This window comes from Mesorhizobium kamtschaticum (assembly GCF_056174585.1).
This window is the reverse complement of sequence record NZ_CM149691.1, coordinates 7,190,858-7,205,532: the sequence shown is the minus strand read 5'-3', so window position 1 is coordinate 7,205,532 and position 14,675 is coordinate 7,190,858. Positions and strand designations below refer to the sequence as shown.

14 protein-coding genes and 1 pseudogene are annotated in these 14,675 nt (G+C 62.6%); 11 read left to right on the top strand and 4 right to left on the bottom strand.

Features of this window, described 5'->3' with window-relative positions; translation table 11 throughout:
* The first annotated feature begins 144 nt into the window (after positions 1–144).
* On the top strand, positions 145–558 hold the full coding sequence (locus AC0V7N_RS35400) for a tellurite resistance TerB family protein (RefSeq protein WP_475453550.1): 414 nt from the start codon (positions 145–147) through the stop codon (positions 556–558).
* 21 nt (positions 559–579) lie between these two features.
* Here the strand turns inward: AC0V7N_RS35400 and AC0V7N_RS35395 are convergent, their stop codons facing one another.
* On the bottom strand, positions 580–1,428 hold the full coding sequence (locus tag AC0V7N_RS35395) for an ABC transporter substrate-binding protein (RefSeq protein WP_475453548.1): 849 nt from the start codon (positions 1,426–1,428) through the stop codon (positions 580–582).
* Between the two features lie 260 nt (positions 1,429–1,688).
* Between AC0V7N_RS35395 and AC0V7N_RS35390 the strand changes: the two genes are divergently transcribed.
* From AC0V7N_RS35390 to AC0V7N_RS35380, 3 genes are all read left to right on the top strand, one after another.
* A complete protein-coding gene (locus tag AC0V7N_RS35390; protein WP_475453546.1) occupies positions 1,689–2,420 on the top strand; it encodes a helix-turn-helix transcriptional regulator in 732 nt (243 codons plus the stop codon).
* 98 nt (positions 2,421–2,518) lie between these two features.
* Complete coding sequence (locus AC0V7N_RS35385) at positions 2,519–3,157, top strand: acyl-homoserine-lactone synthase (protein ID WP_027043478.1); 639 nt, start codon at positions 2,519–2,521, stop codon at positions 3,155–3,157.
* A gap of 8 nt (positions 3,158–3,165) precedes the next feature.
* Positions 3,166–3,912, top strand: a complete 747-nt coding sequence (locus AC0V7N_RS35380; RefSeq protein ID WP_475460668.1) for an enoyl-CoA hydratase-related protein — start codon at positions 3,166–3,168, stop codon at positions 3,910–3,912.
* Between the two features lie 53 nt (positions 3,913–3,965).
* On the opposite strand, the pseudogene ppk2 reads toward AC0V7N_RS35380, so the two are convergent.
* A pseudogene (gene ppk2 / locus AC0V7N_RS35375) lies at positions 3,966–4,875 on the bottom strand (polyphosphate kinase 2).
* 223 nt (positions 4,876–5,098) lie between these two features.
* On the opposite strand from ppk2, the gene AC0V7N_RS35370 reads away from it, so the two are divergent.
* From AC0V7N_RS35370 to AC0V7N_RS35360, 3 genes are all read left to right on the top strand, one after another.
* A complete protein-coding gene (locus AC0V7N_RS35370; RefSeq protein WP_475453542.1) occupies positions 5,099–6,364 on the top strand; it encodes an ATP-binding protein in 1,266 nt (421 codons plus the stop codon).
* 113 nt (positions 6,365–6,477) lie between these two features.
* On the top strand, positions 6,478–7,203 hold the full coding sequence (gene phoU, locus AC0V7N_RS35365) for a phosphate signaling complex protein PhoU (RefSeq protein WP_475453541.1): 726 nt from the start codon (positions 6,478–6,480) through the stop codon (positions 7,201–7,203).
* A gap of 94 nt (positions 7,204–7,297) precedes the next feature.
* Positions 7,298–8,305, top strand: coding sequence for a magnesium and cobalt transport protein CorA (locus tag AC0V7N_RS35360; protein WP_475453539.1), 1,008 nt, complete (start codon positions 7,298–7,300; stop codon positions 8,303–8,305).
* 112 nt (positions 8,306–8,417) lie between these two features.
* On the opposite strand, the gene AC0V7N_RS35355 is transcribed toward AC0V7N_RS35360, so the two are convergent.
* Positions 8,418–8,939 (bottom strand): GcrA family cell cycle regulator, encoded by a 522-nt coding sequence (locus AC0V7N_RS35355; RefSeq protein ID WP_027043472.1) that lies wholly within the window; start codon positions 8,937–8,939, stop codon positions 8,418–8,420.
* A gap of 356 nt (positions 8,940–9,295) precedes the next feature.
* On the opposite strand from AC0V7N_RS35355, the gene AC0V7N_RS35350 reads away from it, so the two are divergent.
* The 3 genes from AC0V7N_RS35350 (at position 9,296) to AC0V7N_RS35340 (ending at position 12,601) form a co-directional block, all read left to right on the top strand.
* On the top strand, positions 9,296–10,495 hold the full coding sequence (locus AC0V7N_RS35350; protein WP_475453537.1) for an aspartate aminotransferase family protein: 1,200 nt from the start codon (positions 9,296–9,298) through the stop codon (positions 10,493–10,495).
* Positions 10,496–10,511: 16 nt separating this feature from the next.
* Positions 10,512–11,423, top strand: coding sequence for an ornithine carbamoyltransferase (argF, locus tag AC0V7N_RS35345; protein ID WP_475453535.1), 912 nt, complete (start codon positions 10,512–10,514; stop codon positions 11,421–11,423).
* A 146-nt stretch (positions 11,424–11,569) separates the two neighbouring features.
* Positions 11,570–12,601, top strand: a complete 1,032-nt coding sequence (locus tag AC0V7N_RS35340; RefSeq protein ID WP_475453533.1) for an Hsp33 family molecular chaperone — start codon at positions 11,570–11,572, stop codon at positions 12,599–12,601.
* 282 nt (positions 12,602–12,883) lie between these two features.
* Here the strand turns inward: AC0V7N_RS35340 and apaG are convergent, their stop codons facing one another.
* A complete protein-coding gene (gene apaG, locus AC0V7N_RS35335) occupies positions 12,884–13,276 on the bottom strand; it encodes a Co2+/Mg2+ efflux facilitator ApaG/CorD (RefSeq protein WP_475453531.1) in 393 nt (130 codons plus the stop codon).
* A gap of 221 nt (positions 13,277–13,497) precedes the next feature.
* Between apaG and AC0V7N_RS35330 the strand changes: the two genes are divergently transcribed.
* Positions 13,498–14,649, top strand: a complete 1,152-nt coding sequence (locus AC0V7N_RS35330; protein WP_475453529.1) for a ceramide glucosyltransferase — start codon at positions 13,498–13,500, stop codon at positions 14,647–14,649.
* The last annotated feature ends 26 nt before the right edge of the window (positions 14,650–14,675 follow it).

The window sequence follows — 14,675 nt, the reverse complement described above, 5'->3', positions numbered from 1 at the left end:
GCCAAATTCGCCTGATATGGCCGCAGTGTCGATTTTCAACCGGTCTCTAGGCGTGCGTGGCCGGAGCGTCAACGAGCGCAGCGCTTTTTCCTTGCGGCCCTTGGCCCTCGTTCCTACCTTCGAGGCCCGTTCAAGGAGTAAAGAATGCCGTCGCCGACCCCGCATGAAGCCCTGATCTACCTGATGGTCATCACTTCGGCCTCCGACCGCGACATGACCGATGTCGAACTGGCGCGGATCGGCGACGTTGTCCGTTCATGGCCGGTGTTCGAGGATTTCAAGCAGGATCGGCTGGTTCCCGTCGCCCAGGCTTGTCAGAAGCTGTTGCATGAAAAGGATGACCTGGAGGGTGTCCTGGCGCAAGTTGCCGAAGCCCTGCCGGAGCGCCTGCGCGACACCGCCTATGCCGCCGCCTTCGAAGTGGCCGCCGTCGATCTCGAAATGCGCCTGGAAGAGGTCCGGGTGCTGCAGCTGATCCGTCGTGAGCTCGATCTCGACACACTGACCGTCGCCGCCATCGGCCGCGCGGCCAAGGCGCGGCTGCGCACTTTGACCTGAAAATCTTGGCCAGGACAGCCCCTAGAAAAAACTGACCGGGAAATAGCGCAGGTAGAATTCGGCGAAGGTGCCTTTCATCGAAATCTCCTGCAGCGCGTAATCGATCGCGGCGGCCAGCGCCGGATTGTCCGCCCGTGTGGCGATGGCCATGCCCGTGCCCAGATATTCGGGCGCCAGATAGGGACCGCCGGCAAAGCGGCAGCAGCCGCCCGCATCCGAGCCGCCCAACCAGAAGGCGAAGCGCATGCCGTCACCGAACGCCGCGTCGATCTTGCCCGCCTTGAGATCGCTGTAGAGGGCTTCGGGTCCGTCGAAGGAGACGATCTGGACCGTGTTGAAATAGTCGCGCAGCATGCGCTCATGCGCCGAGCCGGCGAGCACGCCGACGCGCTTGCTGCGCAGCTTGTCGAAAATCGGTTCTGCAAACGCCTTGCTCTTCGGCATGATGAAGCGCGCCGGAAACTGCAGATAGGAGCGCGAAAAGGCGTATGTCTGGCGCGATTGCGGCGTAGCGGCGATGCCGGCGATGATGGCTTCGCCTTCGCCCTTTTCGAGTGCCCCTTCGAGCTCGCCCCAGGGCAATGCCTGGATCTGGCATTTGTCGACGATGCCGAGTTCGGCGCAGATGGCGCGTGCCAGGTCGATGTGGAAACCGGACAGTTTTCCCGCGCCGTCGAGGAAATTGAACGGCGGAAAATCCGTGGTCGTCAGGAAGCGCAGGCGTGGCAGTGCCGAAAGATCGGGCTTCGGCAACCGTTCCTTGGCGTCCCACAACACCGGCACCTGCGGTTCCGCCGCGCGCCCGCCAGCCAATGGCAGCGCCGCGATCAGCAGCGACGCCAGCACCAGGGACCTCCATTGGAACGCCACGATAGAACTCCGCCGCACTCGTATTCGCACAGGTTTTGGTACGAAAATGGTACAGGCACAATGGTTTTTGATTTCAACGCGCCGATTTCAGGGTATGCTTTAGCGCGTTTGCAAACAGCGGTGGCTACTCTGGTTGGGGGACCAGGGTCGAGAACCACAACCGGAAATGAGCGCGTTGCAATCCGCGGTCGGTGGCAAAGTGCGGACAATGCATGGACCATTGATCTCAATGCATAAGGCAACATGGGGTTGATGTTGCGATGGGTCAGTTCGATCGTACGCTGGAATACATAGACCAACTGCAGCACGCCGGAACGGCGGCGGCGGTTTGCGATAAGCTGTTGGGCATAACGTCGGATTTCGGTCTGACCGCGCTGATGGCCGGAACCGTTCCGCAGCCGGGCACGCCGACCGGGCAGCAAAAGCAGCATGTGCTGCTGTGCGACTGGCCTGTCGAATGGCTGGAGCGCTACGTGGCGCGCAACTATGTCGATCACGACCCCGTGGTCAGCCACATGAAGCAGTTGCAGGCGCCATTCCAGTGGCGCGAAGCCGCGCAGGGCATTCGCATCGACAAGAGCAGCGGCGAAGTGATGGGCGACGCCGGCGCGTTCAAGCTGCGCGACGGGCTGGCCTTTCCGCTGATAACGCTCGATGGCCAGATCGTCATGGTGTCGCTGGGTGGCGAGGCCGTGGAACTGTCGGCCGCCGAGTTCGGCCTGGTGTCGCTGGTCTCGACCTATGCCGTCGGCCGCGCCATGCAACTCCACACCATGGCGACCAAGACCATCGACCATATCGAATTGACGCCGCGCGAACGCGAATGCCTGCAATGGGCCGCCGTCGGCAAGTCGGAATGGGAGATTTCTCAAATCCTCGGAATCTCCGAACACACGTCGGAGAAACATCTCCTTAACGCCAAAAGCAAACTCGGTGCCGTCAACCGGGTTCAGGCTGTCGCCGAAGCGATAAGGCGCGGCTACATTAGTTAGGTCGGCCGTGCCGACCTAGAATTTCTTGCCTACGTGATCACGCAATTTTCTCAAGAAAGCACGGCCGTATCTTCCTCTTAAACCCAGGAGACGACGGAATGCTTTTTTGTCTTACAACTCAAGAATTGATGGAACGTCCCGACCTTTGGGAGGCCGTCCATCGTCTGCGCTACCAGATATTTGTCGAGGAGATGGGGTGGGAGGACCTGCGGCGCCCGGACGGATTTGAAGTCGATCAGTTCGACCATGACGAGGCCGTGCATCAGATCGTCATCAGAGGTAACGAGGTCGCCGGCTATCAACGGATGTTGCCGACCACGCGGCCCCATCTTTTGACCGAGGTTTTGACCGACCTTTCCGAAGGGACGCCGCCATCGGGCCCAAACATCTGGGAATTGACCCGCTATGCGGTGGCTGCCGGTTTTCGCGACGGCCGTCGCGGCGTTTCGACCGTCGGCACCGAATTGATCGCCGGCTTCGTCGAGTGGGGGCTGAAGCGCGGCGTCGACAAGGTGATCATCGAGTTCGAGCCGATGTGGGTGTTGCGCGCCTTGCAGCTGCATTTCCTGGCGACGCCGCTGGGCTATCAGCGCACCTACGGCAATCAGCAGGTCGTGGCGACGCTGCTCTCCTTCAACGAGCACACGCTGGACGTGGTGCGTTCGCGCCGCAATCACCATGCTCCCGTTCTGGCCAGGGGATATCCCGACATGTTCGGCCAAAGGAGGGCGTCATGAGATCGCCGATGGGCGCGCACCCGCAACCCGAACTGCGCAACCACACGCTGATCGTCACCGTGTCGTCAAATGACGGCCGGCCGGTGCTCGACAGAAGGGCCTATGAAAGCCTTGCCAGGACGTTCCATGAAGCCGCCGACAATGATGAGGTTCGTGTCGTCGTGCTGCGTGGCCTGGCGGGCTGCTTCTGCCTTGGCGGCGACTTTTCCGAATTTCTCGACGCCACCAAGCATCAGAAGCTGATCGCCGCCGTCACCGACCTGTTCCGCACGCTGGCGACATTCCCCAAGCCCATCCTCGCCTGCGTCGATGGCGATGCCGTCGGCGTCGGCTGCACCATCCTGTTCCACTGCGACATGGTGATCGCTTCGAATGAAAGCACGTTCCGGGTGCCGTTCGTCGATTTCGGCCTTGTGCCGGACGCGGCGACCAGCATCCTGGCACCGCAGAAGCTCGGCTATGCCGGCGCCTTCCGCTTCTTCTGCCTCGGCGACACGCTCCATGCCGAGGACGCCAGGGCGCTCGGTCTCGTCGCCGAGATCGTGGATGACGGTGTGGAGGAGGCGACGCTCGGCCGGGCCAGGCAGCTCGTCAAGAAGCCGGTCGCCGCCTTGCTGCAGACCCGCGGCCTGCTCAAGGGCAACACCGGCGCGCTGTGCGACCGCATCGACCAGGAGATATCGCTGTTCCAGCAGGCGTTGCAGGACGACGCCACGCTGCGCCGCCTGCAGCGGATCGCCCGGCTCGCGGCCTGAGCGATTAAGAAGATACCGCGCCGCGCTGCCCATGGCCGCGCGGCGCGGAAACATCAACCTTCCTTGCCGAGGAATGACGGCCCTTCGCCGATGATCTTCTTGTCTTCCTTGCCGACGATATCGAGATCGCGTCCCTCATAGGGCAGCGACAACAGGATGCGCCGCATCACCGCCAGCCGGGCACGGCGCTTGTCATTGGCCCGCACGATGATCCATGGCGCGAACTCCTTGTGGGTACGCTCGAACATGGTGTCGCGAACCTTGGTGTAATCGTCCCATTTGGTGATGCCGGCGACGTCGATCGGCGAGAATTTCCAGCTCTTCAGCGGGCTGTAGCGGCGATCGTGAAAGCGCTCGAGCTGGGTTTCCTGGCCGATGTTCAGCCAGAATTTGAAGAAGTGGATGTCGTCGTTGACGATCATCCGCTCGAAATGCGGCGTCTCGTCGAGAAACTTCTCATGCTGTTCGGGTGTGCAAAAACCCATCACCGGTTCGACGCCGGCGCGGTTGTACCAGGAACGGTCGAAGGTGACGAACTCGCCCGACGTCGGGAACTGGTCGACATAGCGCTGATAGTACCATTGTCCCTGCTCGGTGGGGGGTCGGCTTGGTCAGCGCCACGTTGCGGGCTGTGCGCGGGTTGAGGTACTGGCGCAGCACGAAGATCGTACCGCCCTTGCCGGCGGCGTCACGGCCCTCGAACAGCGCCATCACCCGTTTGCCGGTCGCCTGCAGCCATGCCTGCGCCTTGACCAGCTCGATCTGCAATTTCTCGAGCGTTTCGTCATACTCGTCGGTTTTCATCTTCTTGTCGTAGGGGTAGCCGCCCGCGGTCAGCTTGTTGTCCTCGACCCAGTCCGGAAGCTCGGGATTCTCGATGTCGAATTCCCGTTCCTTGCCGTCGATCCTGATCTTCAGCGGACCCGAAGCCGGCGCGGCGGAACTTTCCTTGGCTTTTTTCATCGAGACGAACCCTTTCCAGCTTGCGGACTCATGCTATCGGGAGCCACTACAGCGCCGCGCGTCCGTTTGGACGCGCAAAGGACGCTGTAGCACTTTTGATTTTGCGCGTGATCCTTTCTGAAAATCGATTCCCGATTTTCGGGATCATGCGCGGAGCGGTCCAGCGGAAGTTTCCGCAGCCGTACGACCGGTGGGACGGCATGGGGCGCGGGCGCGCGAGCGAATGACTGACCTGGATGCAGAGCAGAAAGGCGTGGCGCAGACCTTGGCCATCAGGCTGTGGCACATCCGCTGGCTGCTTGCGGCCGGGGTCGTCGCGGTTCTGATCGCTTTTGCCTTTGCGGGTATTTCCGCCTACGTGCTGGTGCCGGCGCTGCTCCTGTTGCTTGCAGCGGCGATGCTGCCGACCACGGGCTTGCGCCAATCCGCGGAGAGTGCCGCCGCGATCGAGGCGATCGGCCTGCAGCGGCTGTCGGGCGAATATCTGGCGGCGGCTGTTGCCGACCCGCTGATCATCTTCGACCATGCCGCCACCATCGTTCACGCCAACGCCGCCGCCTTTGCCGCCTTTGGCGGGATCGCACCGGGCCTGTCGCTGCCGCTGAAATTCCGGGCGCCGGAAATGCAGACCCTGCTCGACAGCGTGCTGTCCGGCATGATCGCCTCGGATGTCGTCGACTATACCGAGAAGCTGCCGGTCGAACGGGCTTACCGGGTCAGCGCGTCCTCCGTCGGGCACGGCACCGACCTCTATGTGCTGGTGTTCAAGGACCAGAGCGAGACGCGGCGCATCGATCGCATGCGCGCCGACTTCATCGCCAATGCCAGCCATGAATTGCGCACCCCGCTCGCCTCGATCGCCGGTTTCATCGAAACACTGCGGGGACCGGCCCGCAACGATCCGGCGGCGCGCGAGCAATTCCTGCAGATCATGCAAAACCAGACCGGCCGCATGGCGCGCCTGATCGACGATCTGCTGTCGCTGTCGCGGCTGGAGATGAAGCCCTATCTGAAGCCTGGGACAGAGGTCGATCTGCGCCAGACCGTCGACAGCGTCATCGACTCGCTGGCCCCGCTTGCCCGCGAAAACAGCGTTGCCATCGAGCGCGATTTCGCCAAGGGGCCTCTGAATGTGCCTGGCGATCGCGACGAGCTGTTCCAGGTTTTCGAGAACCTTCTGGAAAACGCCTGCAAATACGGCCAGTCGGGCGGCCGCGTACTGGTGTCGATCGCGCACGCCGATAACGGTTCCGAACCCGGCATCGACGTGACCATCAGGGATTTCGGCCCCGGCATTCCGGAGGAGCATATTCCGCGCATCACCGAGCGCTTCTATCGCATCGACGTCGAAACCAGCCGGACCCAGAAAGGTACCGGCCTTGGCCTGTCGATCGTCAAGCACATCCTGACGCGTCACAATGCCAGGCTGACGATCAAGTCGGAGGTCGGCAAGGGCGCCGCCTTCTCGGTTCATTTGCCGACGCACTGATATCGCCCTAGTTTTCCACGGGACCGTTTCTTTTTTCTGTCATCCGGCTAGCGTATCAGCGGGGATTCGAGGAAACGACTCAAGATCAAGAAACCGTGGGAAGGCATTCATCCATGCAGTCCGTGCACATAATGAGCGCCTATGACGAGGAGCTGAAGTATCTGTCCAAGCGCATCGCCGCGATGGGCGGTCATGCAGAGCGCATGGTCGAGCAGGCGGTCGCTGCTCTCGTCAATGCGGATCCGGGACTGGCCCAGAAGGTCATCCGCGACGACGCCGTGCTCGATGAAGGGCAGCGCGAGATCGACGACAAGGCGATCATCATCATTGCCAAGCGCCAGCCGATGGCGACGGATCTGCGCGAGATCGTCGGCGCCATCCGTATTTCCGCCGACCTCGAACGGGTCGGCGACCTCGGCAAGAACGTCGCCAAGCGGGTGGTCGCGGTCACCGACGGCCGCCAGCCGACCAGCCTGTTCCGCGGCCTGGAGGCCCTGGCCAATCTGGCGCTGACCCAGCTCAAGGAAGTTCTCGACGTCTACGCGTCGCGCTCGGTCGACAGGATAGGCTTCGTGCGCGACCGCGACGACCAGATCGATGCCATGTACACGTCGCTGTTTCGCGAATTGCTGACCTACATGATGGAAGATCCGCGCAACATCACGCCCTGCACGCATCTTCTGTTCTGCGCCAAGAACATCGAGCGCATCGGCGATCATGCCACCAACATCGCCGAAACCATCTATTACATCGTCACCGGCGACCAGATGCCGGCCGATCGGCCGAAAGGCGACAAGACGGACAAAATCAGCGTGTCAGCGACGCTGACGGCGAAATGAACGTTCCTCTCGAACGCCAGATCATATTGCGCTAAACTATCCCGGCGTTAAGCTTCTCAGGCCTTGATAAAGGCCCTGCTTTCCGGAGGCTACGATGGAATATGTCCGAGAGTTCAAGCCCGCGGCGCCGACATCAGGCATCATTGCCTCCAGTGTCTACACGGCCGGTAAGCGTATCGCCGACATTCCGATCGAGGAAGCCGGCGAATGGGCCAAGAAATCGGGACACGTCGTCTGGATCGGGCTGCTCGAACCTGACCGCGAGCTCCTGCTGCGCGTCAAGGCGCAGTTCCATCTGCATGAGCTGGCGATCGAGGACGCCGAGCATCCGCACCAGCGGCCGAAGATCGAGCAATATGGCGACGCGCTGTTCATCGTCGCTCGCACCGCGCAGCTGATCGAAGGACGGGTGACTTTCGGCGAGACGCATCTGTTCGTCGGCTCGGGCTACATCGTCAGCGTCAGGCACGGCCCGTCGACCTCCTACGCCGCCGTGCGTCAGCATTGGGAAAGCTGCCCGCATTCGCTGGCCAAGGGCGAGGATTTCGTCCTCTACGCCATTCTCGACTTCATCGTCGACAATTACATGCCCGTGCTCGAACAGATCGAGGACGAGGTCGAGGCGATCGAGGACAAGGTCCTTTTGAAGCCGATGACCGGCCCCGACATCGAACGGCTCTATATGCTGCGCCGCGATCTCCTGCGCCTGCGCAATGCAGCGCTTCCGCTGGTGGAGGTCTGCCGCCGGTTGACCAGCGCCGACCTGCCGCAGATCCACACCGCCATGCATCCGCTGTTTCGTGATGTGACCGACCACATCCGCACCGTCCAGGAAAAGATCGACAGTTTGCGCGAAGTGCTGGCATTTGCCTTCGAGGCGAGCCTACTGGTCGGTCAGAGCCAGGAAACGGCGATCTCGAAGAAACTCGCCTCCTGGGCCGCCATTCTGGCCGTGCCGACGGCATTCGCCGGCATCTACGGCATGAACTTCACCGACATGCCCGAACTGAAGATGGAGTATGGCTACCCGATTGTGCTGACCACGATCGCGCTGATCTGCTCGTTTCTCTACTGGCGGTTCCGCAAGAATGGGTGGCTGTGAGGGTAGGGCAGTAGGGCAGTAGGGCAGTAGGGCAGTAGGGCAGTAGGTTAAGACAAGGCGCTCATCAGCCGTCTAAAACATATTGCCCTACTGCCTTACTGCCCTATTCCCCTCAGCGATTGCGCCTCCGCTCCGCTGCCGGCTGGAAGGCTACGCGGGCGTGGTATTTGCAATACGGACCGGTTTCGGCGGCCTCGTTGCCGCAGAAATTGAAGTCCTCCGACAGCGGATCGCCGTTCGGCCATTTGCAGGTGCGCTCGGTCAATTCGACTAGCTGCAGATGCCGTGAGATCGGTACCACCACATTTTCGACCGGACGGATATAATGATGGCGCGCGACTGGCTCGGCATCAAACTGGGTCTGCAGGGCCGTTGCACCGATCGAAGTCGTGACGTGGCGTGCCGTGCTTGCGGCGCGCGCCACCGATTTCTGAACGGTCGATCCCTGAGCCGTCTTCTTCTGGCGTGCCGGCGTCGCCGTTGCGCGGCCGCGGCCCGACAGCTTCAGCCGATGCACCTTGCCGATGACGGCATTGCGGCTCACCCCTCCAAGCTGGGCAGCAATCTGGCTTGCGCTCAGACCCTCCGACCACAGTTTCCTGAGAAGTTCAACCCGCTCGTCAGTCCAGTTCATGAGACCGCGCTCCTGCTAAGCGTGCGCAATCGGAATCCCTTCCCGACCCAGCAACCTTGCTGGGGCAGACACCACATATATCTGGTGATTAGGTCCGCCGCACGAAATCTAGTTATTTCTCGACTACAATTACCTTATGCGCTGACTCGGTGACAGAGTTCCAAGTGCAACACGAATCGGTTTTTTCGGTTTTCCCCAACTTGCCCGGTCGCTCATGAGCCGGCGTCGAGTTAGGGGGCTTATTGCGCGCCACTACGTGACGTTTTCGTTGACTTCATGGCCGAAAAACACGATAAGCCGCACAAGGCCGCCGCTTTGGCGGCTTTTTTGATTTTCCGGTACCGGAGACGCATATAATGAGCGGTTCGGCGCTTTACGAGACCTTTGCTCGCGCACCCCTGGCCTTCGACCACGGGGAAGGCACCTGGCTGGTTACCGACAAGGGCGAGCGATATCTCGATTTCGCCGGCGGTATCGCGGTCAATTCGCTCGGCCACAGCCATCCGCATCTGGTCGCGGCTCTCACCGAGCAGGCGGCAAAACTCTGGCACGTCTCCAATCTCTACGAGATTCCGGGGCAGAGCCGGCTTGGCGAGCGTCTGGCCGATGCCACCTTCGCCGACAAGGTGTTCTTCACCAATTCCGGCGCCGAAGCGCTGGAATGCGCGATCAAGACGGCGCGGCGCTACCACTTCGTCAAAGGCCATCCCGAGCGCTTCCGCGTCATCACCTTCGAAGGTGCCTTCCACGGCCGCACGCTGGCGACCATCGCGGCCGGTGGCCAATACAAATACCTCGAAGGCTTCGGCCCCAAGGTCGAAGGCTTCGACCAGGTCGGCTTCGACGACATCGATGCCGCCGAGAAGGCGATCACGCCGGAAACCGCCGCGATCCTGATCGAGCCGGTGCAGGGCGAGGGCGGCATCCGCCCGGTGCCGACACAGTCCCTGAAGCGGCTGCGCCAGCTCTGCGACCAGCACGGCCTGCTGTTGATCTTCGACGAGGTCCAGTGCGGCATCGGCCGCACCGGCAAGTTGTTTGCGCATGAGTGGACGGGTGTCACACCCGACATCATGGCGATCGCCAAGGGCATTGGCGGCGGCTTCCCGATGGGCGCCTGCCTGGCCACCGACGAGGCCGTGGTCGGCATGACGTCGGGCGTGCACGGCACCACCTTCGGCGGCAACCCGCTGGCGATGGCGGTCGGCAACGCCGTGCTCGATGTGGTGCTGGAAGACGGCTTCCTCGAAGACGTCCAGCGCAAGGCATTGCTGATGAAGCAAGGCCTGGCGGCGGTCGCCGACGAGTTTCCCGATGTCATCGAAGGCATCAGGGGCACCGGCCTGATGCTTGGCCTCAAATGCGCCATGCCCAACACCAAGGTGAACATGGCGCTGCGCGACCAGCATTTGCTGACGGTTCCGGCCGGCGACAACGTCATTCGACTGTTGCCGCCGCTCACCGTCACCGACGCCGAGATCCACGAAGCGCTCAACCGCATCCGCGCTGGTGCCAAAGGCCTGGCGGATGCCATCGCCGCGGCCGCCGCGAAGTAATTCCGGAATATTGCTGATGTCAGTTCGCCATTTTACCGATCTCTCCACCGTTTCCGAGGGCGACCTGCGCTTCATGCTGGACGACGCGGTGGTGCGAAAGGCACGCCTCAAGGCCGGCGAGCGCACCAGGCCGCTCGACGGCAAGGTGCTGGCGATGATCTTCGACAAGCCATCGACGCGCACACGCGTCTCCTTCGACGTCGGCATGCGCCAGCTTGGCGGCGAGACCATCATGCTGACCGGCACCGAAATGCAGCTCGGCCGCTCCGAAACCATCGCCGACACCGCCAAGGTGCTGTCGCGCTATGTCGATGCCATCATGATCCGCACCACCTCGCATGAGCGACTGCTGGAACTGACCGAGAATGCCACCGTTCCGGTGATCAACGGGCTGACGGACGACACCCATCCCTGCCAGCTGATGGCCGACATCATGACCTTCGAGGAGCATCGCGGTCCGGTGGCCGGCAAGACCATCGCCTGGACCGGCGACGGCAACAATGTGCTGCATTCGCTGCTCGAAGCCTCGGCGCGGTTCCGCTTCAACCTCAACGTCGCCGTGCCCGAAGGCAGCGAGCCGGCGCAGAAGCATATCGACTGGTCCAAGGCGCATGGCGGCAAGCTGCATTTCACCCGCTCGCCCGAGGAAGCCGTCGACCAGGCCGACTGCATCGTCACCGATTGCTGGGTGTCGATGGGCCAGGAGCATCGCGCCCGCGGTCACAACGTGTTTTCGCCTTACCAGGTCAATGCCAAGCTGATGGCGCATGCCAAGCCGGATGCGCTGTTCATGCACTGCCTGCCGGCGCATCGCGGCGAGGAAGTGACGGACGAAGTCATCGACGGCCCGCATTCGGTGGTCTTCGACGAGGCCGAGAACCGGCTCCACGCCCAGAAGGCGGTGCTTGCCTGGTGTCTTGGTGCTTGAGATGTCTTGGGGCTTGAGATGTCTTGGGGCTTGAGATGTCGGGGCGCTTGAAGTGTCTGGGCGCTTGATCTGCGGGCGCGCGATGCCTATCTGCGCCGCATCACGCAAATCAAGCGCGTTTGGACGCATGTGCCTCTCCGGGTCGCATGGCCGCGCCCTGGAGCTTTGTCATGTTGGAAACGCATCAAGTGACTGAACATCACCCCAAACTCGGCGAGTTCGGCTATGCTGGCGACGATCATGTCGTGCCGTTCGAGGTCGGCCCGCTCGACGTGCGCGGCCGCACCGTGCAGCTCGGGCCGATGCTCGACGCCATCCTCAGCCGCCACGACTATCCCGAGCCGGTTGCCCGTCTGCTGGCGGAAGCCTGTGTGCTGACGGTGCTGCTCGGCACCTCGCTCAAATTCGAGGGCAAGTTCATCCTGCAGACCCGCACCGACGGGCCGGTTGACATGCTGGTGGCGGATTTCTCCACGCCCTCGGCGTTGCGCGCCTATGCACGCTTTGACGCCGACCGGCTGGAGGCTTTGGTCTCGGCGGGCGAAACGTCCCAGCAGACGCTGCTCGGTAGCGGCGTGCTGGCGCTGACCATCGACCAGGGCGCCCATACGCAACGCTATCAGGGCATCGTCCAGCTCGACGGCGAAACGCTGGAGGACGCGGCGCGCACCTATTTCCGCCAGTCGGAACAGATCCCGACGGATATCCGGCTCTCGGTTGCCAAGCTGTTGACGCCGGGTCCTGGCGGCGCGCGCGAACAGTGGCGCGCCGGTGGCATCCTGGCGCAGTTCCTGCCGCAGTCACCCGAGCGCATGCGCGTTCCGGACCTGCCCGGCGGCGATGGCGATCCGCGCGAGGAGATCCACGATCCGGCCGACAATTCCTGGCAGGAGCTGCTGGCGCTGCTCGGCACCATCGAGCCGACCGAGCTGATCGATCCGACGATCGGCGCCGAGCGGCTGCTCTATCGCCTGTTTCACGAGCATGGCGTGCGCGTCTTCGGCGGCGTCCCCGTCGCCGACCAGTGCTCATGCTCGCGCGACAAGATCCGCGGTATCCTCGAGGGTTTTTCCGCGCAGGAGATCAAGGACAGCACCGAGGATGGCGGCATCCACGTCGCCTGCGAATTCTGCTCGACGCAGTACGACTTCGATCCGGCGGAATTCGCGGCGCAATGACGAAGCTTCCTCTCCCCGTTCACGGGGAGGTGAGGAGTGGTCCGCACGGCGGATGAAAAGCCAATTGCTTGGCTTTTCAAACGACGAACGCCCGAAGGGTGGATGAGGGGCAGCGCGAACTTTGGCGAATAGCCGTGCGTGGACCACTCAGACGTTGTCGTGCATGGGAGATAATCTTCTGGGCTCGGCGCCGCCCCTCATTGCCCTGCCGGGCATTTCTCCCCGTATAGCGACGGGGAGAAAGACGCTGTCGGGGAGGACTTCGCTAATCGCCAGACTATTTCAATTCACCGTCCGCCTCGTCCCCGGCAGATCCAGCGAAAACGCCGGGATGGCGATATCGAAAGTCTCGCCCCGCTTGTTGCGCATCGTATAGCGCCCGACCATGATGCCTGACGGCGTCGAGAGCGGACAGCCGGACGTGTATTGATAGCTGTCGCCGGGATTGAGTTCGGGCTGGTCGCCGACGACGCCGGGGCCGCGCACTTCCTCGACCCGGCCGGCACCGTCGGTGATGTGCCAATAACGCGACATAAGCTGCACGAATTCGTCCGACTGGTTGTCGATCGTTATCTGATAGCCCCAGACATAGCGGTTCTCGGAAGGATCAGAGCGGTCCTCGAGGTAAAACGGCCTGACCTGCACTTCGATGTTGCGCGTGACGGCGCGGTACATAAGCGGCTCCAAAACAATCCGATACCTTTCGGCGCTCCTGGCGAGCAGGTCAACGTGCGCGTCTTGTCGCGCCTGGTCTTGAAAGGCAGGTGCCGGCAAAGAATGTCATTTAAGTGACACACGACAATGGTGGTGTACACGCACCGGGCGACTCGGCGCTCTGTCGAACTGTTGAAAACGGCCACGATGCGAGCCGTCTCTTCTGGAGTGACCAGATCTCGATGGAACTCACTCTCATAGCCGCCTCGCTTTCGACTGCTCTTATCCTTTCAAACGCTGCAAGCATCCTGCTCGCCGCTTCACAGCTGAAAAGGCGCACCACGATCGCACGGCTGGCCGGCAAATCGCCGCCGGTGTCGATTATCGTACCGTCGCGCGGCGTCGAGCCGTTCACGCAGGAGACGCTGGAACGCGCCTTCTCGCTCGACTGGCCGCGCTACGAGTTGATCTTCTGCGTTGCCCAAGCCGACGACCCCGTGGTCAGGTTGATCCGTGCCGCCATTGGCTGCTTTCCAAAAGTGCCGGCCCGGCTGTTGATCGGCGACGATCGCGTCAGTGCCAATCCCAAGCTCAACAATTGCGTCAAGGGCTGGGAGGCCGCGCGGCACAACTGGGTCGTCCTGGCCGACTCCAACGTGCTGATGCCGAGAGACTACATCCAGCATCTGATGGCGGCGTGGCGGACGGATACCGGCCTTGTCTGCTCGACACCGATCGGTTCGCGGCCGGATGGCTTCTGGGCCGAGGTCGAATGCGCCTTCCTCAACACGCTGCAGGCCCGGTGGCAGTATGCCGGCGAAGCGCTCGGCCTCGGCTTTGCCCAGGGCAAGAGCATGTTGTGGAACAAGCCGATGCTGGATGCCAATGGCGGCATCCGTGCGCTGGCCGCCGAAATCGCCGAGGACGCCGCCGCGACCAAGCTGGTGAACAGCCTCGGCCTGCGCGTCAATCTCGTCGCCGCGCCCTTCGAGCAGCCGCTCGGCCGGCGCAGGCTTGGCGTGATCTGGTCGCGCCAGGCCCGCTGGGCGCGCCTGCGCCGCGTTACCTTCCCGCTGTTCTTCGCGCCCGAAATCCTGACCGGCGCTGTGGTGCCGCTGGTGCTTGCACTGGTTGCGGCGGCAAGTGCCGGCGTCAGCCTGCCGCTGACGGCCATCGCCGTGCTGGCGGCCTTCTACCTTCCGGAATGCGCCCTGGCCTGGTCCAAGGGCTGGCACCTGTCGCCGCGCACGGTCGCGGCGATGATGGCGCGGGACTTGATGATTCCAGCCATGTGGGCCCGCGGCTGGCTCGGTGGCGCTGTCGACTGGCGCGGCAACGCGATGACCATCGGCACCAAGGCCGCCGAACTGGAAGAGACGCCGTCGCGCGCCTAGCTTCAGCGCGGGCGACGCTGCTTCGA

Coding starts and splice junctions, on each gene's coding strand:
- AC0V7N_RS35360 (WP_475453539.1), top strand. CDS start 7,298: ATGGAATATGTCCGAGAGTTCAAGCCCGCGGCGCCGACATCAGGCATC.
- AC0V7N_RS35330 (WP_475453529.1), top strand. CDS start 13,498: ATGGAACTCACTCTCATAGCCGCCTCGCTTTCGACTGCTCTTATCCTT.
- argF (WP_475453535.1), top strand. CDS start 10,512: ATGTCAGTTCGCCATTTTACCGATCTCTCCACCGTTTCCGAGGGCGAC.
- AC0V7N_RS35350 (WP_475453537.1), top strand. CDS start 9,296: ATGAGCGGTTCGGCGCTTTACGAGACCTTTGCTCGCGCACCCCTGGCC.
- AC0V7N_RS35370 (WP_475453542.1), top strand. CDS start 5,099: ATGACTGACCTGGATGCAGAGCAGAAAGGCGTGGCGCAGACCTTGGCC.
- AC0V7N_RS35400 (WP_475453550.1), top strand. CDS start 145: ATGCCGTCGCCGACCCCGCATGAAGCCCTGATCTACCTGATGGTCATC.
- AC0V7N_RS35355 (WP_027043472.1), bottom strand. CDS start 8,939: ATGAACTGGACTGACGAGCGGGTTGAACTTCTCAGGAAACTGTGGTCG.
- apaG (WP_475453531.1), bottom strand. CDS start 13,276: ATGTACCGCGCCGTCACGCGCAACATCGAAGTGCAGGTCAGGCCGTTT.
- AC0V7N_RS35380 (WP_475460668.1), top strand. CDS start 3,166: ATGGGCGCGCACCCGCAACCCGAACTGCGCAACCACACGCTGATCGTC.
- AC0V7N_RS35385 (WP_027043478.1), top strand. CDS start 2,519: ATGCTTTTTTGTCTTACAACTCAAGAATTGATGGAACGTCCCGACCTT.
- phoU (WP_475453541.1), top strand. CDS start 6,478: ATGCAGTCCGTGCACATAATGAGCGCCTATGACGAGGAGCTGAAGTAT.
- AC0V7N_RS35390 (WP_475453546.1), top strand. CDS start 1,689: ATGGGTCAGTTCGATCGTACGCTGGAATACATAGACCAACTGCAGCAC.
- AC0V7N_RS35340 (WP_475453533.1), top strand. CDS start 11,570: ATGGCCGCGCCCTGGAGCTTTGTCATGTTGGAAACGCATCAAGTGACT.